This is a genomic window from Exiguobacterium sp. SH5S13, assembly GCF_004337085.1.
Classification (GTDB): domain Bacteria; phylum Bacillota; class Bacilli; order Exiguobacteriales; family Exiguobacteriaceae; genus Exiguobacterium; species Exiguobacterium aurantiacum_A.
This window is the reverse complement of sequence record NZ_SJUS01000008.1, coordinates 13,387-32,174: the sequence shown is the minus strand read 5'-3', so window position 1 is coordinate 32,174 and position 18,788 is coordinate 13,387. Positions and strand designations below refer to the sequence as shown.

General features: G+C 51.1%; 21 protein-coding genes, 1 pseudogene and 1 riboswitch. Of the genes and pseudogenes, 21 read left to right on the top strand and 1 reads right to left on the bottom strand.

Annotated elements, in window-relative coordinates; translation table 11 throughout:
- The 14 genes and pseudogenes from EVJ30_RS06185 to EVJ30_RS06125 all read left to right on the top strand — a co-directional run bounded on the left by EVJ30_RS06185 (nucleotide 1) and on the right by EVJ30_RS06125 (nucleotide 11,869).
- Nucleotides 1-1,248, top strand: a complete 1,248-nt coding sequence (locus EVJ30_RS06185; RefSeq protein ID WP_131457581.1) for a GAF domain-containing protein — start codon at nucleotides 1-3, stop codon at nucleotides 1,246-1,248.
- Between the two features lie 4 nt (nucleotides 1,249-1,252).
- Nucleotides 1,253-2,191: a tetratricopeptide repeat protein gene (locus EVJ30_RS06180; protein ID WP_131468398.1), complete on the top strand. Its 939-nt coding sequence runs from the start codon at nucleotides 1,253-1,255 to the stop codon at nucleotides 2,189-2,191.
- On the top strand, nucleotides 2,173-4,020 hold the full coding sequence (locus EVJ30_RS06175; RefSeq protein WP_131468396.1) for a DUF2194 domain-containing protein: 1,848 nt from the start codon (nucleotides 2,173-2,175) through the stop codon (nucleotides 4,018-4,020). The genes EVJ30_RS06180 and EVJ30_RS06175 overlap by 19 nt, the downstream gene beginning before the upstream one ends.
- Nucleotides 4,017-5,435 (top strand): GT4 family glycosyltransferase PelF, encoded by a 1,419-nt coding sequence (gene pelF, locus EVJ30_RS06170; RefSeq protein WP_131468394.1) that lies wholly within the window; start codon nucleotides 4,017-4,019, stop codon nucleotides 5,433-5,435. The genes EVJ30_RS06175 and pelF overlap by 4 nt, the downstream gene beginning before the upstream one ends.
- Nucleotides 5,416-6,864: an exopolysaccharide Pel transporter PelG gene (pelG, locus tag EVJ30_RS06165; protein WP_131457578.1), complete on the top strand. Its 1,449-nt coding sequence runs from the start codon at nucleotides 5,416-5,418 to the stop codon at nucleotides 6,862-6,864. Before pelF ends, pelG begins: the two co-directional genes overlap by 20 nt.
- A 61-nt stretch (nucleotides 6,865-6,925) precedes the next feature.
- Nucleotides 6,926-7,030, top strand: a riboswitch (TPP riboswitch).
- An 80-nt stretch (nucleotides 7,031-7,110) separates the two neighbouring features.
- Nucleotides 7,111-7,407, top strand: coding sequence for a thiaminase II/PqqC family protein (locus EVJ30_RS06160; protein ID WP_370250779.1), 297 nt, complete (start codon nucleotides 7,111-7,113; stop codon nucleotides 7,405-7,407).
- Nucleotides 7,386-7,433, top strand: a pseudogene (locus EVJ30_RS15435) (hypothetical protein); the annotation flags it as partial. The gene EVJ30_RS06160 and the pseudogene EVJ30_RS15435, both read left to right, overlap by 22 nt.
- Nucleotides 7,434-7,509: 76 nt before the next feature.
- Nucleotides 7,510-7,659 (top strand): hypothetical protein, encoded by a 150-nt coding sequence (locus EVJ30_RS15340; protein WP_236636008.1) that lies wholly within the window; start codon nucleotides 7,510-7,512, stop codon nucleotides 7,657-7,659.
- On the top strand, nucleotides 7,637-8,269 hold the full coding sequence (gene thiE / locus EVJ30_RS06150) for a thiamine phosphate synthase (protein ID WP_131468391.1): 633 nt from the start codon (nucleotides 7,637-7,639) through the stop codon (nucleotides 8,267-8,269). The genes EVJ30_RS15340 and thiE overlap by 23 nt, the downstream gene beginning before the upstream one ends.
- A 23-nt stretch (nucleotides 8,270-8,292) precedes the next feature.
- A complete protein-coding gene (locus EVJ30_RS06145) occupies nucleotides 8,293-8,928 on the top strand; it encodes an SDR family oxidoreductase (RefSeq protein WP_131457576.1) in 636 nt (211 codons plus the stop codon).
- Between the two features lie 269 nt (nucleotides 8,929-9,197).
- Nucleotides 9,198-9,596 carry an IS200/IS605 family transposase gene (gene tnpA, locus EVJ30_RS06140; protein WP_131457575.1) on the top strand — a complete coding sequence of 133 codons (399 nt, stop codon included), beginning with the start codon at nucleotides 9,198-9,200 and terminating at the stop codon, nucleotides 9,594-9,596.
- A 4-nt stretch (nucleotides 9,597-9,600) separates the two neighbouring features.
- On the top strand, nucleotides 9,601-10,677 hold the full coding sequence (locus EVJ30_RS06135; protein WP_131457574.1) for an RNA-guided endonuclease InsQ/TnpB family protein: 1,077 nt from the start codon (nucleotides 9,601-9,603) through the stop codon (nucleotides 10,675-10,677).
- Between the two features lie 207 nt (nucleotides 10,678-10,884).
- On the top strand, nucleotides 10,885-11,334 hold the full coding sequence (locus EVJ30_RS06130; RefSeq protein ID WP_131457573.1) for an OsmC family protein: 450 nt from the start codon (nucleotides 10,885-10,887) through the stop codon (nucleotides 11,332-11,334).
- A 97-nt stretch (nucleotides 11,335-11,431) separates the two neighbouring features.
- Nucleotides 11,432-11,869, top strand: coding sequence for a GNAT family N-acetyltransferase (locus EVJ30_RS06125; RefSeq protein ID WP_131457572.1), 438 nt, complete (start codon nucleotides 11,432-11,434; stop codon nucleotides 11,867-11,869).
- Here the strand turns inward: EVJ30_RS06125 and EVJ30_RS06120 are convergent, their stop codons facing one another.
- Nucleotides 11,870-12,316 carry a DUF4385 domain-containing protein gene (locus EVJ30_RS06120; RefSeq protein WP_131468389.1) on the bottom strand — a complete coding sequence of 149 codons (447 nt, stop codon included), beginning with the start codon at nucleotides 12,314-12,316 and terminating at the stop codon, nucleotides 11,870-11,872.
- A 68-nt stretch (nucleotides 12,317-12,384) separates the two neighbouring features.
- Here EVJ30_RS06120 and EVJ30_RS06115 point away from each other — a divergent pair, with 68 nt between their 5' ends.
- The 7 genes from EVJ30_RS06115 (at nucleotide 12,385) to rbsB (ending at nucleotide 18,769) form a co-directional block, all read left to right on the top strand.
- Nucleotides 12,385-12,939 carry a GNAT family N-acetyltransferase gene (locus tag EVJ30_RS06115; protein ID WP_131457570.1) on the top strand — a complete coding sequence of 185 codons (555 nt, stop codon included), beginning with the start codon at nucleotides 12,385-12,387 and terminating at the stop codon, nucleotides 12,937-12,939.
- 185 nt (nucleotides 12,940-13,124) lie between these two features.
- Nucleotides 13,125-14,108 carry a LacI family DNA-binding transcriptional regulator gene (locus EVJ30_RS06110; protein ID WP_131457569.1) on the top strand — a complete coding sequence of 328 codons (984 nt, stop codon included), beginning with the start codon at nucleotides 13,125-13,127 and terminating at the stop codon, nucleotides 14,106-14,108.
- Complete coding sequence (rbsK, locus tag EVJ30_RS06105; RefSeq protein ID WP_131457568.1) at nucleotides 14,105-14,989, top strand: ribokinase; 885 nt, start codon at nucleotides 14,105-14,107, stop codon at nucleotides 14,987-14,989. Before EVJ30_RS06110 ends, rbsK begins: the two co-directional genes overlap by 4 nt.
- Complete coding sequence (rbsD, locus tag EVJ30_RS06100; RefSeq protein WP_070329456.1) at nucleotides 14,989-15,378, top strand: D-ribose pyranase; 390 nt, start codon at nucleotides 14,989-14,991, stop codon at nucleotides 15,376-15,378. Before rbsK ends, rbsD begins: the two co-directional genes overlap by 1 nt.
- 11 nt (nucleotides 15,379-15,389) lie before the next feature.
- Complete coding sequence (locus EVJ30_RS06095) at nucleotides 15,390-16,868, top strand: sugar ABC transporter ATP-binding protein (RefSeq protein ID WP_131457567.1); 1,479 nt, start codon at nucleotides 15,390-15,392, stop codon at nucleotides 16,866-16,868.
- Nucleotide 16,869: 1 nt separating this feature from the next.
- On the top strand, nucleotides 16,870-17,835 hold the full coding sequence (locus EVJ30_RS06090; protein ID WP_131468387.1) for an ABC transporter permease subunit: 966 nt from the start codon (nucleotides 16,870-16,872) through the stop codon (nucleotides 17,833-17,835).
- A 22-nt stretch (nucleotides 17,836-17,857) separates the two neighbouring features.
- On the top strand, nucleotides 17,858-18,769 hold the full coding sequence (gene rbsB, locus EVJ30_RS06085; RefSeq protein WP_070329453.1) for a ribose ABC transporter substrate-binding protein RbsB: 912 nt from the start codon (nucleotides 17,858-17,860) through the stop codon (nucleotides 18,767-18,769).
- Nucleotides 18,770-18,788: the final 19 nt, after the last annotated feature.

The window sequence follows — 18,788 nt, the reverse complement described above, 5'->3', positions numbered from 1 at the left end:
GTGACTAATCGTTGGGAGGGGATTATCATTCTATATGCTCAAGACCGCCCGTGGATTAAGTGGGCCGAAATTCTTGTCGTGTTTACTCTGTTGATTGGAATCGATTTAGCTTTCAATTTAGGGACGATTCAAAATGATTTGAACCTATTTTATGTAGCCGCCATCTTATTCGCGCTACGTTACGGAACAACCTTTGGATTGATTAGTTTCGCCGTCTTGCTGCTGTACAAAGTCCTCTACACCGGACTTGTCGGAGGCGATATCTTCTTACTGTTCTACGATACAAACTCACTTCTCACCCTTTTCTATTACTTCGCACTCACCGTCATCGTCGGCTTGTTTAGCACTTCATTTCGAGAGCGTTATGAAATCAGTCAGTTTCGCAACGAAGAACTGAAAGATGAAAACACGTATTTGAAAGAGACCGTCGATTTACTCAACACTTCGCAAACGACTCTTCGTCAAAAATTACTTCAATCGGAATACAGTTTAAATCAATTGTACGAACTAGCTGTCTCGCTTGACTTGCCACATCCTGAATTGATTCGTAGCGAGACGATTCGTCTGCTTAAAAAATATTTCTTGGCGAGCGACGTCGCCATCTATCATGTCGATCGATCGCAAAAGTCGATGCGTCTAATCATTCGCCAAGCCGAGAAGAAAGAGTTTCCACAAACAATTTTCTTAGATGAGGCGTCGAGTATGTTCAAACGTTTCTTCCAAGTCCAAGAAACGATGTTACGACAACTCGATGATGACGACACGGATCCGATGTTGCTCGCTCCGATCGTGATTGACGGAGAGACGCGTGAAGTTGTCGTCATTAAGCGTCTGCCGCTCCGGAAACTGACGACAGATGACCTCCACGTATTAAATATCCTGTTCTCATGGATTGGGACGCGAATCACAAACGCGCAAAACTTGATTCGTAAAGAGCAACACGAGAAGCTCTACCCGGGCACATCGTTCTATAAGAAAGAGGCGTTCATCGAGATAATGGCGCTTCAAGAGCAAAAGAAACTTCATCACGACCAACCGTTCATCGTACTCGAGTATGCGCTCGGTTATGAACCAGTCTCGCTCGAAAGTATTGAAGCGATCGTGCAGTCGTATTTGCGAGAGATTGATATTGTCGGTTATGACGAAGACGAGAACAAGCTCTTGCTGCTACTCCCAGGAACGAGTGAGGAGAACCGTCAACGAATTTATGATCGGATCGAAGGGATTTTGATCCAGAAGGGAGTGTGAGTTCATGGAAGCCATCGACAGTTTAGTTTGGATTGGGCTCTATGTGATTCACGCAATCTTAGCGTTCGTTTTGTTAGTGGTGTTGAAGCGGAAAATGAAAGCGCTAGACTACGGGGTGGCAGTGGTCGCTTTATGCTTCGGCCTATTTTTACCTTTTGTCGCTGAAGTCGCAGTATATGCGATTTATCGCTTCGCAGAACGCTTTGATCGGAGCGGACTGATTGAAGATTACGATGAGTATATTGATTTTCGGGTCGTCAATTATGAGCAGATTCGGCACGATGCGAAAACGAGCTCTAGCCTGTTGCCGTTAGCCGATGCCATCAATTCAAAAGATCCCGCGATCCGCAAGCACTCGATTTTGACGCACGTCAACCAGTCCATCAATAACCAAGGGAAATACTTGCAGATGGGGCTTGAGAGCACGGACAGTGAAACGGTCCATTATGCGGCCGCGACGATGAACATTCTCATCAATCAGTATGAGCAGGAATTGAAATTGGCGAAGCGTGAATACGATTTAGGAAACCCGGAAACGATTCGCCGGCTAGCGACAATATACAAACGGATGGTTCACAGTGAACTGATCACGGAAGTCATGTTGAAAGACAAACGCGAGGCCTGGTTAAAAGAGATTTTGACAGCGAAGACACTGTATCCGCCGTCTTCATGGATTTATGAGGATTTAAACGAAGTCTACATCACGTTAAAACGTCCGAGAGATCAGCTCGAAATTTTGAAGGAGTATGTTCACCATTTCCCGGAACGCATCGAGGCCCACCTCATGCTCATCGACTTTTACTATGAACGGGAGCGGTGGACCGAGGTGAAGGCTGTCATGTTTATGATGCAAACACAATTTTCGTTAGACGATGTGCCGTATGAGCACCGACTGTTGTTTGAAGAATGGAGTGACTCGACATCATGGAAAAACGAACTATAATCTCATTCTCGCTCTTCATCGTGTTATTTCTCGTCGTCGTCGGTGCAATCCAATACTTGAGGATCCATTCCTTGCATACGTTGTTACCGAACGTTGCTGAACAACGAATGAATATCGACCAATTGCAAGGGGATGCTTCCGCTAAAACAGGAGAGCATCAACTTCAAGTTTACCTTGTCCGAGACGAAGGTGATTTGGCGGTCAATACGGCAGATAATTTATTGCATGGCTTGCGTTACGCCAAACTAGACGTTCGAGAAATTGAGGCGGGCGAGGTCAGTTCGATCGTGCCGTCGCCCTACAGTATCATCATATTTACAGGCGAAAAAACCACGACATGGCCATTGCAAGAGACGAAACGGTTCGTCGAACAAGGAGGCAATGTCGTGTTCGCCAACCGCTTCAAAGACCCCGCTTGGAATGAAGTGACAGGTATCGAAGAAATCGGTGAATTCGTTCCAGATGTTTATGGTCTGAACTTCGAAGAAACGATTTTCCCGGGTTATGTCGACTTGAATCCACCGGACGATCTGTTCGTCCATAGTGTCGTTGACTTCGCAATTGCAGACGAAGTGAACGTTATGCTGTCAGCGGAAGGGTTTCCCGTCCTTTGGGAATATGAGGTCGGTGACGGGAACGTTCTGTACTGGAATACAACGACCACCAATCAAAAGATGATTCGCGGACTGTTCGTCCAAACGCTCGGAACGTTACCGCCTGCGTTCGTGGGTGCCCAAGCGGCGATTAAGCTCATGTATATCGATGACTTTCCGGCTCCAGTCATGGACGGCAAGATGAAAGATGTCTCGGCGACACCACTCGATAAATCGGTTAAAGACTTCTTTGCCGAAGATTGGTGGAAAGACATGGTCGACATGGCTCAAGATGACGACATCATTTACACGGGCGCGATGATCGGGACGTACGAAGAAGAGATGGAACTGCTAGATGAAAAATTGATTAAACGCGGCGAGTTCCCGATGCTCTATTTCGGCCGAAAACTATTGGCGCAGGGTGGTGAAATCGGGTTGCACGGATATAACCACCAATCGCTTGTCACGGCCGATGAACCGATCGATCCGACGTACGGATATATTCCGTGGAAAGACAAGGACGAGATGAAGCGTTCGCTGCTACAGGCAGAATCGGTATTTGCTAACTATTTCCCGGCAGAACAACTCAAATCATACGTCCCACCTTCGAATGCACTCAATCGTACCGGTGTCGACGCGATTGCTGAGGCGTTGCCTGAACTGCGGACGATTGCGTCACTCTATACCGGTGACCCGGAAAGTGGTGATTTTGTCCAAGAGTTCGAATTTGATACGACACATGCCGGAATCTATCATTTCCCGCGCATCACGAGTGACTACGGGGAAGAAAGAGGTTCGATTTTCCAAATGGTTGATGCCATCGCTAACTTTGGAGTGTTTTCACACTTTATCCACCCGGATGACGTCATCGACCCAGACCGTGCCTTCGGTCGAGACTGGGATACGATGTTTACGAGCCTACGCAAAATCGTCCACGACGTAAATGACCATTATCCTCACCTGGAAGCCTATACACAGCACTATGCGACGGAAAAACTAATCACGTATCAAGAGGCAGACTTGAACGTCACGTTTGATGACGAGACCATTTATTTGACTGGGGACGGACTCGTCAATCCGTCACACTTTACCGTCCGTCTAAAAGTCGGCCAATCATTGGACACAGGCGAATTCGCATTCGGCACGGTCGAGCAGATGGAGGCGGACCGTCCACTCTATCTCGTCCAATTGACATCAGCGAACGCTGAAATCGCCATCAAGGGGGACCCGCAATGAAGATTGGGCTCGTGTTAGAAGGGAGTTACCCGTATGTGAGCGGAGGTGTCTCGAGTTGGACGCAGACGCTGATTGAAGCGATGCCGGAAGTCGAGTTTGAAATCATCTCGATTCAGCCATCGGTCAAGCGGCCAGAAGATATGAAATATGAGTTGCCGCAAAACGTGTCAGGAATCACACACCTTTATTTAAGCGATATGGATAAAAAGGCGAAGGGTCGAATGAAGCTCGACGCCGAAGACGAGCGGAAAATTTCGGAATGGCTCATGTTGAAAAACCCGAACCGGCAAGCGCTCGGCATTCTCGGGAAACAAGTCCCGTCAAGCCAAGCCTTCTTCTCAAGCGAGTTCTTTTGGAGCAACGTAAAAGCAGCTTACGCAGAAGAAATGAACGGCGGATCGTTCATCGACTATTTTTGGATGTGGCAGAGTATGTATATGCCGATCTTGCGTGTGTTGCATCAACCGTTACCAAAAGTCGATCTCGTCCACTCCATCTCGACAGGCTACGCCGGCGTCGTCGCATCTTACATGAAAGAGACGCAAGGCATCCCGTTCATTTTGACCGAACACGGCATCTACTCACGTGAACGCGAGGAAGAAATCCTTCAGTCTTATTGGATTCCGTCCCCTTACAAACCGAGGTGGGTTCGCTTTTTCCACCACTTGTCACGCGAGGCGTATAACGCGGCCGATGAGATTATCACGCTGTTTGAGCGGAATCGCGAATATCAAGAGTGGATTGGGGCGCCTAGCGAGAAGACAAAAATTATCGCCAACGGGATTGACGACCGTCATATCCGCGCTACGCTTGAGCGAGCCGAGAATGATGTGTTCCAAATTGGGGCCATCGTCCGCCTCGTTCCGATCAAGGATTTGAAGACGATGATCTATTCCGCAAAAATCCTTCAAGAGCGCCATCGGCTGTTTAAACTGACAATCATGGGTCCGCTTGATGAGGACGAAGAGTACGCTGAAGAGTGTCATCTACTGATTGAGCAGAGCGGGCTGACCGACTATGTCGAACTCGTCGGGAAAGTGAACGTGCAAGACTGGTTGCCGAAATTTGATTTGTTGTTGTTGACGAGCATATCGGAAGGGCAGCCGCTCGCCATTTTAGAAGGGATGGCGGCTGGCATCCCTTGGGTGGCGACCGATGTCGGGGCTTGTTCGGAACTACTTTACGGACGCGCTGACGATCCGTTCGGTCCGGCCGGCTTCATCGTTCCTCCGGTCCATCCGGAAGCCATCGCTGACAAAGTCGAATGGATGATGGATTATCCGCGCGAACGGATGCGCTTCGGTAAAAACGGCCGCGAGCGTGTCCGTCAGTATTATCGATTGCAACAGTTCGTCGACCGCTATAAAGCCATCTATGAAGCGAGGAGGGAACAGTATGGCGGGCATCGGGTTTAAGTTACAAAAGTTGTTTCAAGAAGACTATTACTCTTCAAGACTGAAGGCGTACACGTTTTCCGGGCTCGTCACATCAGGCCCTTGGCTGATCGTCATCCTCGTTGTCGGTACGATTCAATGGTTGGCGTTTCAGATGCCGATGTTGTCACTCGAGGAACGGACGCTGTTTATGCTATCCGTGTCTTACGCGTTCATTTTCTCGCAAATTCTATTTAGTTTTCAGCAGCTCGTCGTCACGCGATACGTGGCCGATTTATTTTATGAAAAGAAAGCCCATGAGATCTTTCCTGTCTTCACCGGCATGTTAAAAGTGACGATTCTTGCTGCCGTCGTCATGTATAGCGTGTTTTGGCTGATTTCACCGCTCGGTTTAGCCTATAAGCTCGTCCTGTTCGTCTTATTCATGACCATCAACGTTATCTGGGTCATGTTCTTGTTCTTGAGCGCCGCCAAATTTTATCAAGCGGTCGCTTACAGCTTCTTGCTAGGCGGGGTTATTTCAGTCGCGAGCGTCTATTTGATCAGTCGTCTCATGGTCAACCCATCGAGCCTCGAACTTCTGTTTGGCTTTACCGTTGGGATGGTCGTGACGCTGTTCGGGCTATTCTTCGCGATGCTCCGAACGTTCCCGCTCAGGTATGCGACGCGAGAATTTTCATACTTCCGGTACTTTGATAAGTATCCGGACTTGTTCGCCATCGGTGTGTTATACGTGCTTGGGATCTGGGTGACCAACTTCATCATCTGGTTTGGTGAAGGGCGCATGGTGATTGCCGATTCGTTCGTGTTCAATCCGTATTATGACACGGCCGTGTTCTGGTCGTACTTGACGATCATCCCGACCCAGCTCTTGTTCGTCGTCGCTGTCGAGACAAGGTTTTACGAGCGCTACCGAACGTTTTACGGCTTGATCAATTATGGCGGGGCGTTACACCAAATTGAGAAAGCGAAGCAGACGATGACGACGGTGTTGAAAAATGAATTGATCCGACTTGGGCGAAGTCAAGGTGTTGTCACCTTGTTCGCGATCCTGATGGCGGGTGTGTTCGTCGGGTGGATCGGTGTCCCGGAAGAAGTCGGCCAGATTTTCCGGATGACGACGCTCGCCGCGTTCGCGAACGCGATGATTCTCGTACTGACGCTGCTCTTGCTGTATTTTGAGGACCGGCGTGGGGCGTTGTTCGTCAGCCTCTCGTTCTTCATACTGAACGCCTTGTTCACGTTGTCGTTACTATCGCGCGGGATCGATTGGTATGGGGTCGGCTTTGCTGTCAGCACGACGATCACGTTCTTTATCGCAGGACTGCGCTTGATTTATTTTATGGGGAAGGTCGATTATTACGTGTTTGCGGCCTCGAACCGTCGTAAGCTCGGGACAGAACGGTTCTCGCATTTTGGGACCGCGCTCAACCGTCGCTTCTCGCGTTAAAGAGTTTGCATTTTTCAAAAAGATTGATATGATGTGGTCGAAGATGACCAAATTTCATAATGTTTGCCACTAGGGGAGTCGCTTGACGCGGCTGAGATGGACGAGGTCCAGACCCTTTGAACCTGATCTAGTTCACGCTAGCGGAGGGAAGTGGGCGAAACGTCCTGTCTCACACTCTTTGTGTATGGCCGACGCCGCTTCCGTTATGGGAGGCGGCGTCTTTTTTATGCAAAGGAGGAGAATACGATGACGTTTACCGCACATATCCGCCAAGAGGCCGACGCCTTGTTTGAGGCGAGTTTCCACCATCCGTTCGTCCGCGCGCTCGGAGACGGGATGCTCGACGAGGCGAAGTTTCGGCATTACGTGATGCAAGACTCGTACTACTTGAATCAATTTTCGAAAGTTCAGGCTAAAGGGGTGACTCTTGCCCCGACGATGGAACTTGCGAGCCGTTTTTTGACGCACGCCAGCTCGATCCGGTCGGATCAGACTTTATCATCTCGGCGCGTAAGACTGGGTTGCTGTTCAATCATGAGTTGATTGATGTCGTGGCTAGTGCGATCGAGCAGCATCGTTTTCAAAATATCGTCGTCGATCCGGTCATGATCGCTAACAGCGGAGCACGCGAACGGACGGACGGTTATGGAAGCGGCACTAACGGAAAAACAGTTCATCCATATTGCCATCGCCCACGGATTACAGATCGGCAGCGGGCATGGACTGACAAATCATTGGGCGTACAACAAGCACCCGAAGGAGGTGGTTTCCATTGAATCCATCGTCTATCGTTGAGCGATTAAAGCTCTACTTCATCTGCGGCACGGCAGATACGTTTGATCTCGTTCAGACGGTCGAAACGGCGCTTCAATGCGGCGTGACATGTTTTCAATTTCGCGAAAAAGGTAAAGAGCCACTGTATGGGGATAAAAAAGAAGCGATGGCACGAACGTTGCATCCACTTTGTCGACAGTACCGTGTCCCGTTCATCGTCAACGATGACGTCGAGCTGGCAATCAAACTCGATGCGGACGGAGTTCATGTCGGACAAGAAGATGCGATAGCCGAAGTCGTTCGTCGGCGAATCGGTTCAAAGAAGTGTCTCGGTGTCTCGGTCCACTCGCTCGAGCAAGCCGCAACGGCTTCGAGATATGCCGATTATGTCGGAATTGGGCCGATTCATCCGACTGTGTCGAAACAAGACGCGGCCGAAGTGAACGGAACGGTGCCCATTCGGCAAGTGCGAGCCCGGTTTCAGCATTTGCCAATCGTGGGGATCGGTGGAATCATGCCTGAACACGTCGAAGCGATTCGGCGTGACGGGGCTGACGGCGTAGCTGTCATCTCGGCCATTGCTTCTGCACCGGACGTGGCCATGGCCACACGGCGTTTCGCTTGTCTCTGAATTTTATTTGAGGAGGAAGACAGATGAACGTATTTGTAATTGGAGCGAATGGACAGATTGGAAAGCAACTCGTAGAACGATTGAAGCAGGATGGGAAGCACGAAGTCACCGCGATGGTACGGAAACAAGAGCAGCTAGACGAGTTCAAAGCGAACGGCTATCAGGCGGTTCTCGGAGACTTAGAAGGTGATGTCGAGACGTTGAAGCAAGCGATGAGCGGCATGGACGCAGTCGTGTTTGCGGCCGGTTCGGGCGGCAGCACGGGAGCCGACAAAACGTTACTTATCGACCTAGACGGTGCAGCCAAAAGCGTCGAGGCGGCCCAAGCGAACGGTAACATCAAGCACTTCGTGATGCTCAGTGCCTTGAAAGCGGAAGACCGCTCGGCATGGCCTGATTCGATGAAGCCATACTACGTGGCGAAACATCATGCGGACCGTTTGCTCGAACAGAGTGGACTCGATTATACGATCGTCCGTCCAGGCGCGCTCACAGACGATGCCGGTACAGGCAAAGTGAACGTCGACAACGTGACGACGGGTGAGATTCCGCGGGCGGATGTCGCAGCGTTCTTGGCCCATGTCATCGGTCGACAAGAAGCGGCAAACAAAGCCATCGACTTGGTCAAAGGTGATACTGCAATCGAAGAGACGATATAAATCATGTGAGCGAGCGGATTCGAATCCGCTCGCTTTTTCGCGGTGATGTGACCGAGCGATGTACCAAATCAAGTAGCAAGGAAAAACGACTATGCGATTTGCGATGACGCGTTACAGAATTTGCGAACGAGAAAGCCCACTCCTTTAGTGGTGGGATGAACGTGAGCTTGATTTCGGGGTCCCGCTAGTCGGAACTTCAGAAATCTACAAGCAGAATCTTATTCCAAGAAAATGTATCACTAAAACAAACAAAGTGATACCATAAACGTATGAACAACTACAGAAGAACCAAAACCACCGTGTCGATGATCCGTTATCATTTCGTGTTCTGCCCGAGGTATCGCCGAAAACTATTTGATGACGATTTGTTCGAGCGACGATTCAAAGAGATCGTCCGTGATGTCTGCGAAGAGCTCGACATTCGACTCATCGCCATCGCGTGTGATCGGGACCACACGCATCTATTCTTGTCGGCGTTGCCATCCATCAGCCCGTCTGACATCATGGCGCGTATCAAAGGCGTCTCGTCGAAGCGGCTAAGGGAGGAGTTTCCGCATCTCACACATCTCACGAGCCTCTGGACGAGATTTTTCTTCGTCTCGACGGCGGGAAACGTCTCCAGTGAGACCATCAAACGTTATGTCGAGGAACAAAAGACAAGGGGGTGACACCGTGTCACAGGCATTGACCGTGAACATCAAACTTCATCCGACAAAAGCGCAACAGTCGATCTTAGAGCGGATGATGGACACCTATATCCGCACGACAAACCAGCTCGTCTCGGACATGGTGCAGGCTCGAGAAAGCCTAAAACTGACGAGCAAAAACGTGAGTTCCGACCTGCCCAGCGCCGTCAAGAACCAGGCCATCCAGGACGCGAAGAGCGTGTTCAGGAGGGCGAAGAAGAAGGATTTCCAAATCGTCCCTGTCCTCAAGAAACCGTACTGCACCTGGAACAACCAGAACTACTCGTTCGACTTCGAGTCGATCTCCTTCCCCATCATAATCGACGGCAAGGTCAAAAAGACGGCGATCCGCGCCGAGATAGTCGAACCGGACAACCGCCACGCCACGCTCCTCGCGCACAAGCTCGGGACGCTCCGCATCACGAAGAAATCGAACAAGTGGATGGCGCAGATCGCTGTCACGGTCCCCACGACGGAGAAGGGGGGCACCAACGTGCTCGGGGTGGACCTCGGCCTGAAAGTCCCCGCCGTCGCGTCCACAAGTTGTGACAAGGTGCGATTCTTCGGGAACGGGCGCGAGAACAAGTACATGAAACGCAAGTTCCGTGCGAAACGGAAAGAGCTCGGTCAAAAGAAGAAACTGAATGCGATCAAGAAACTGAACAACAAAGAGCAGCGCTGGATGAAAGACAAAGATCACAAGGTCAGTCGTGAGATCGTCGGCTTCGCGAAAGAGAATCATATTTCTGTCATCCGCCTAGAAAAACTGGCGAACATCCGACAGACGGCAAGAACAAGCCGTAAACACAACAAGAACCTGCACACCTGGTCGTTCTATCGCTTGGCATTGTTCATCGAGTACAAGGCAAAGCTCGAAGGGATCAAGGTCGAATATGTCAATCCGGCCTACACCTCTCAAACCTGTCCTTCTTGTGGCGAACGAAGCAAAGCGAAAGACCGGACGTACGCCTGTCCGTGTGGATTCAAAAAACACAGAGATCTAGTCGGTGCGATGAACATCCGATACGCACCTGTGGTCGATGGTGACAGTCGGCCAGCCTGAGAACCTATAGGGTCTGTCTTAGGAGGGGTGATGGCACACCCTCATCTGAAGGCTTGGACAAAACAGAAATGGACTGCGTCCGCACGGGCACTTCAGAATCCCACTCATACCGAAGGGGTGAGCTTGCGGCTTTAGCCGTGGGAGTGTCAAACGGTCCGACATAACGGGAACGATAGTAGAGATGCGATTTCAAAAGGAGGAGATGGGATGTCAGAAAAACCATTAGTGACGATGCGGGCCGAGGGCGAAGCGACGAGCGTGAAGACGACGGTGCATGTGCGCGACCTAGAGCCGTTTATCGTCGATGAGCCGGAACGTCTCGGCGGGACCGATGCCGGACCGAATCCGCTCGAATATTTACTCGGAGCGCTATCATCGTGTACGACGATCACGATTGCCTATGTCGCGCAAGACCAGGACTTTAACTATGAAGGTGTGACGTTCGCGACGGAAGGGACGCTCGACCCGCGCGGCTTCCAAGGCGTCGAAGGGGTCCGGACTTATTTCGAGAACGTGCACGTCAACATCGTGCTTGACACGACCGAGTCGGATGAACGGATTGAGGCGCTGCAAAAAGGTGTCGAGGCCCGGTGTCCGATCCATAACTTGATGCATGCGGCCGACGTCGACATCACGGCGACATGGACCCGTAAATAACGAGAGGATGGGGGCAACCCATCCTTTTTTGTATGGAGCGACAGGGATTTTTCGTGTAGGACACGAACAGGAGTAAGACGTGAGACAGGAGGCGCAAATGGAAATTCGTCCTATGACAGAAAAAGACGCCCATGCGATCCAAGCGTGGACGTATGAGCCGCCATATGATTTTTATAACCAAGTAGCTTCGGCCGAAGGCATCAACGAGCTGATGACGTATTGCGCGGTCCATAATCAAGGGCTATATGGCTTTTTCTGCCTCGGCACATACGCCCAAGTCCCGAACGCGACGTATGACTATAGCGGGACGTACGTTGATATCGGGCTCGGGATGCATCCGGCGCGGACCGGACAAGGACGTGGTCGAGCGTTCGTCGAGACAGTGATGCGAGAAGCCGAGCGAGAAGGCAGACCACTCCGATTGACCGTGGCTGTGTTCAATCGACGAGCCATCTATTTGTATGGACAGCTCGGCTTTCAACAAGTCGCTTCGTTTGAAAAAGGGACGACCCGCTTTATTGTCATGGTCAAATGATCAACCGTACTGTTTCTGATGAGCCTTCTTACGTTTCAAGTAGTCCTCGTCAGCCCGAATCTCGTCCCACCGCACTTTAAAGATGCGTGCCGATTCGGCTTTCTCTTCGTCGATTTGGCGATCGTGAATAGCGCCGTCGTCTTTATACTTGCGGCCGCCTTTATAGTTCGCGTAACGACGGGCCCGGGTATGGCCCATCTGGATGAATTTCCGCGCCATGTCCATGCCGACGAAATCATCGTTTGCCCGATATGCTTCAAACAGCTCCATGATCTCATCGGCAGATTGGCGGGCGATGTCCGGTGTCTTAAAGCGCCAGTGCGGCAAAATCTCACTCTTGTAAGGTTCGACGAGCAACACACCTTGTTCACTGCGTCCGACGCGATAGAGCTCGGGGTGTTTTCGGAAATCGATCGTCTCAAAATCAAGATCATAATCAAACGGCATCGTCATCCCTCCTCTGTTCCGTTGTTCCCGGAACGGAGGCGAGGGAAACGAGCGAAGGAGTAGCTGACATGATTCTATTAGACACAGAACGGCTACGGCTCAGAGCGTTTCAGCTCGATGACGCCGAAGCGATGCATCGCTATGCGAAGAATAAGCGGGTCGGACCGATGGCGGGCTGGGCCCCGCACGAGTCCGTCGACGAGACGCGGGACGTCATCCGTATGTTCCAGCAAGATCAAGACGTCTGGGCGATCACGTTGAAAGCGACCGGCGAACTGATCGGCAGCATCGGTTTGCACGACCGACGCCCGGACCCGGATATCCAACACGACAACCAGCGTGAAATCGGCTACGTGCTCAGTCCGGATCATTGGGGGAGAGGCTACGTCCCGGAAGCGGTGCGTGAGCTGCTTCGTCACGGATTTGTCGACCTTGGTTTAGAACTGATCTGGTGCGGTTATTTTGACTTCAATGACCGGTCGCGTCGTGTCGTCGAGAAGTGCGGTTTCACGTATGCGTTCACGACGACGCAAGAGCTGACTCGGTTGGACGGACGGACCGTTCGAAGTTTAGTCTATGTCATCACGCGTGATGATTATGACAACCGCTCATCTCTTAACTAAGGGAGCAGAAAAACGTCAAAAGATTTCGAGTAGAGGCGCGTCGTCCCTGGTGGATAGACGCGCCTCTATTGTTAATTATTAGCTAGGAAAAATCGAAGTTTTTAAATTTCTTAAAAAATAGTTGATATGTAACCGGTTACACATTATGCTTGTTTTGTAAGCGTTACCAAAGAAGGAGGGGCGAGATGGCGACAATCAAACAAGTGGCCAAACGAGCGAACGTTTCTGTCGCGACCGTGTCCCGTGTCATGAACAATAACGGATACGTAAGTGCAGAAGCGCGGGAAGCCGTCGAGCGGGCCATCGCCGAACTTGACTATGCCCCGAACCGAGTCGCGCGTTCATTATTTAAAAAGACATCGGGCTTGATCGGCTTGATCATGCCGGACATTACAAATCCGTTCTTTCCACAGTTGGCCCGAGCGATTGAAGACGTGGCCAACCAGCATGGCTATCAGGTCGTACTTTGCAACACAGATGAGCAACTTTCAAAAGAGCAGACGTATTTGGTCGCTCTTCAGACGATGCATGTTGATGGACTGATTATTACGACGAACCATTCGGATAACCCGAACTATGAAAAGTTAGAACTACCGATGGTGGCGTTAGATCGTATCGTCAAGCCGGGGATTGATGCAGTCATCTCGAACGGGTATGAAGGTGGACGCCTCGCAGCGGAGACGCTGTTGAGCTGTGGGGCAACAAAGCTTGCTCATATCGCTGGGCCTAAGCACCTCCTAACGGTAAGGCGACGGACAGATGGTTTTCTCGACGTGGCGGGTGACCGGCTCGTCGGGATGACACATTCTAGTTTCGCATTCAAAGAGGCACTCACAGCGGCACAAACATTATTTGACGAGTATTGGCCGTTCGACGGCGTGTTTGCCGCCAATGACGTCATCGCCGCCGCAGTCTTGCAGGAAGCGGTGCGTCGCAACGTCCGGGTGCCTGAAGACTTACAAGTCATCGGGTATGATGGCATCGAATTAGGTGAGATGACGTCTCCGCCACTCACGACGATTGCTCAACCGATCTATGAGATGGGGCGACGAGCGACCGAGCGGCTTCTTGATTTGATTGAAAAGAAAGAGACCGCTACAAAAGAAATTTTATTGCCTGTCACACTGACAGAGCGACAGACGACGAAACGAAAGGGGCATGACGCATGAACCGAATTGTTGTCATCGGGAGTGTATCTATGGATTTGGTTGTCACGACAAATAAACGTCCGCAGGCTGGAGAGACTGTCATCGGGAATACATTTCAGACGGTACCCGGTGGAAAAGGCGCCAACCAAGCAGTGGCTGCCGCTCGACTAGGTGGTCAGGTCGAGATGGTCGGTTGTATCGGATCCGATGAATTTGGGAATATAATCCGTCAAAACTTTGAACAGAACCAGGTTGGGACGCGTCATTTGCGAACGATTGGCGAAGAAGTGACAGGGACGGCGCATATCGTATTAGCAGACGGCGATAACTCAATCGTCGTCGTTCAATCCGCGAACAAGCATGTACGCTTCACCGACGTGGAGTTGGAGCAACTGCTTGATGATCAGACGCTTGTCTTGTTGCAACTAGAAATTCCGATTGAAACCGTCGAACAAGTGAGTACGTACTGTCATCAGCGAAATATTCCAGTCCTGTTAAATCCGGCGCCGTCTCAAGCGCTCACGAGTGAGTTACTTGAAAAGGTGACTTACGTGACGCCGAACGAGCACGAATGCCGCGATCTATTCGGCGACTTGCCGATTGAAGACGTATTGCGCCGTTACCCAAACAAATTGATTGTGACAGAAGGAGTAAGAGGTGTTCGTTTCTTCGACGGGAAGACGATTCAACATATCCCAGCCATCCGGGCGAATGTCGTCGATACGACCGGAGCGGGAGATACATTCAATGGCGCTCTCGCAGTTTCCCTCGTGGAAGGAAACAATTTAGAAGAAGCCGCGCGTTTTGCCGTCGTAGCTTCGGGCATGAGCGTGGAAGGGTTCGGGGCTCAAGGCGGGATGCCGAACCGAGCCGACGTGATGAGACGATTGGAGCGAGTGTGATGAAAAAACATGGGATTCTCAATAGTCATTTGGCAAAAGTCTTTGCTGACCTGGGACATACGGATACAGTCGTCATCGCCGATTGCGGACTGCCGATCCCGAAAGGAGTAAAACGGGTCGATTTAGCGCTCCGTCTCGGCGAGCCGTCATTTCTTGATGTGTTGAATGCGGTTGAGGCTGACATGGTCATCGAACAGATTACGGTGGCGGACGAAGTGTTCACCGAGAACGAGCCGATTGCTAAAGCGTTGACTGAACGATTCGAAACGGTCAAGACGTGCTCGCATGAAGCGTTCAAGCGCGAAGTCGAGCAGGCGAAAGTCGTCATTCGTACAGGTGAAGCGACACCGTATGCGAACGTCATTTTACACGCCGGCGTTTTATTTTAAGGAGGGGTTCGATGCACATCCAGTTGAAACGCATCCATAAGTCATTCGGTCCGGTGAGTGTATTGAGAGGTGTGGACTTTGAACTGTTACCTGGTGAAATTCACGCGTTGATGGGTGAGAACGGGGCCGGGAAATCGACGCTCATGAAAGTGATGACCGGTCTTCACGCGCAAGACGAAGGGGATGTCCAAATCGATGGTGCCGTGCGGCAGTTCAAACATCCGAAAGAAGCAGAACGAGCCGGCATCGCCTTCATCCATCAAGAGTTGAATATTTTGCCGGAATTGACGGTGATGGAAAACTTGTTCCTCGGTCGGGAGTTGACCGGTCCGTTCGGTGTCATCAAGCAACAAGAGATGAAGCGCCGCGCCCGGGAATATTTGGCGGAGCTGAACGTATTCATGGAAGTCGATGAGCTCGCTAAAAACTTATCCGTCGGTCAACAACAGATGATTGAGATCGCGAAAGCACTCATGACAGACGCGAAAGTCATCGTTATGGACGAACCGACGGCCGCCTTGACCGACCGTGAGATTCGGGCGTTGTTCTCGGTTTCGCGTGCACTGTGTGACCAAGGCGTGTCCATCATTTATATTTCCCATCGGATGGAAGAGATTTTTGAACTGTGTGACCGCATCACCGTTCTCCGGGATGGGGTGTCGATCGGGACCCATCCAATCGCCGAGACGTCATTTGAAGAAATCGTCAAAGAGATGGTCGGACGCGAGATCGGGGAACGTTATCCGGACCGGACCGCCACGATTGGCGACGTCGTCCTCGCAGTTGATGGTTTGATAGGTAACCGGTTCCACAACGTCTCGTTCAATGTACGGGCGGGTGAAATCGTCGGTTTCTCAGGATTGATGGGAGCCGGTCGGACCGAGGTGATGCGCGCCTTGTTCGGCGCCGATCGAACAAAAGGCGGTGTCGTCAAACTGAATGGAAAAGAAATAAGAATCAAACGGCCGGCTGATGCGATTCGTCACGGTATCGCTTTTTTGACAGAGGACCGAAAAGGCGAAGGGTTGCTCCTCGACTTCTCGTTACGAGAAAACTTGTCGCTACCAACGCTCGATAAACGGGCGAAAGGCACAATTATCTCGAGACAAGACGAGGAGCGCTTCGCGGACGGTTATTTGAAGAAGCTGCGTGTCAAACATCATTCGATGGAACAAAAAGTGAAGTCGCTTTCTGGCGGGAATCAACAAAAAGTCGTTCTAGGCAAGTGGCTTGGTGTCGAACCAGATGTGTTAATCCTTGACGAACCGACACGAGGAGTCGATGTCGGGGCGAAAAAAGAAATTTACACGATTATGAGCGAACTGGCAGAGGCAGGTGTCGCAATCATCATGGTATCTTCGGATTTACCCGAGGTGCTCGGGATGAGTGATCGGATCGTCGTCATGCGAGAAGGCGTCGTCACAGGGACGTTAGCAAAAGACGAGGCGACGCAAGAAAAAGTCATGACATATGCGACAGGAGGACAATGATATGGAATTGAAAGCAACGGCTGCGCTGCAGCGACCACAAAAGCTCGGATGGGGGCAAAAACTCGGTCCACTGTTCGGATTACTTGCCATCATCGTTGTGGTGACGGCTCTCGAACCAGGATTTCTCTCGTTGAACAACATCTTTAACGTCTTGCGGCAAGTTTCCATCAACGCCTTGATTGCGTTCGGGATGACGTTCGTCATTTTGACCGGAGGAATTGATTTATCAGTCGGGTCGATTCTCGCCCTCTCTTCGGCGTTTGTCGCCGGGATGATGGTCGACGGCCAACACGCTGTCATGGCGATCGCGCTCGGATTGATTGCGGGTGCCGTGCTCGGTGCGTTTAACGGAGCCGTCATCACATACGGGAAAGTCGCGCCGTTCATTGCGACGCTGGCGACGATGACCATCTACCGAGGGCTGACGCTCGTATACACGGATGGCCGGCCAATCACAGGTTTAGGAGACTCGACTTGGTTTGAAATGTTAGGGCGCGGCTACTTATGGATCATTCCGGTGCCGGCGGTCACGATGTTGATCGCGTTCGGCATACTCTACTTCATCTTGAAAAAAACGACGTTCGGCCGCCATACGTACGCGATTGGCGGTAATGAGGAAGCCTCTAAACTGATGGGGATTGGCGTCAACAAAGTCAAAGTGATGATTTACTCGTTGTCAGGCATGTTGGCAGCGTTAGCAGGAATCATTTTAACGTCACGTCTCAATTCGGCTCAGCCGACAGCAGGTACTTCATACGAGCTTGATGCGATTGCGGCTGTTGTTCTCGGGGGAACGAGTCTTGCGGGCGGTCGCGGATGGATTGTTGGGACATTGATTGGCGCTCTAATTATCGGCACGTTGAATAACGGCTTGAATCTTCTCGGCGTCTCGTCATTTTTCCAGCTTGTCGTAAAAGGGGCCGTGATCTTATTTGCGGTATTGCTCGATCGCAAACAAAACGCTTAATCATCGAAAGGGGAAACGAAAGATGAAAAAATGGACAGCTTGGCTACTCGTATTGACAATGGTCATGATGGCGGCTTGTTCGACGGAACAACCAGGAACAAGTTCGGAACAAGAACCAAAAGATGGGGACTTTAAGATCGGACTCTCCATCTCTACATTGAACAACCCGTTCTTCGTCGCCTTGAAAGATGGAGCTGAAGAAGAGGCGAAGCAACTCGATGCGACACTCACTGTGGCGGACGCACAAAACGATGCGGCGAAACAAGTGAGTGACGTCGAAGATATGATTCAAAAAGGCATGGATTTGATTTTGATTAACCCGACAGATTCTGAAGCAGTCGGAGCCGCTGTTCAAAGCGCGAACGATGCCGGTATCCCTGTCATCACGGTTGACCGGAACGCAGAATCGGGAGAAGTCGTCGCCCACGTCGCGTCAGACAACGTCGCCGGCGGGAAGCTCGCTGGTGAATACATGGTTGAACTTGTCGGGGAAGGCGGGAAAGTTGTTGAATTAGAAGGTATTCCAGGAGCATCGGCAACACGCGATCGCGGTCAAGGCTTCAACGAGGCAATCGATGGAAAACTCGACGTCGTGGCCAAGCAATCGGCAAACTTTGACCGGGCCCAAGGCTTAACGGTCATGGAAAACATTCTCCAAGACAATAAAGATATCGTCGCGGTGTTCGCGCACAATGACGAAATGGCGCTCGGTGCAGTCCAAGCATTGAGCAGCGCCGGATTGAGCGACGTCAAAGTCATCGGTTTCGATGCGACGGATGACGCGGTCAAAGCTGTCGAAGACGGAACGATGGCCGCAACGGTGGCACAAAAACCGACAGAGATCGGAAAACTCGGTGTCGAAGCAGCCGTCAACTACTTGAAAGGTGAGACCGTGGAAGAAAATATTCCGGTCGACCTCGAGTTGATCAAATAATGAGAACAGCCGGCGTATC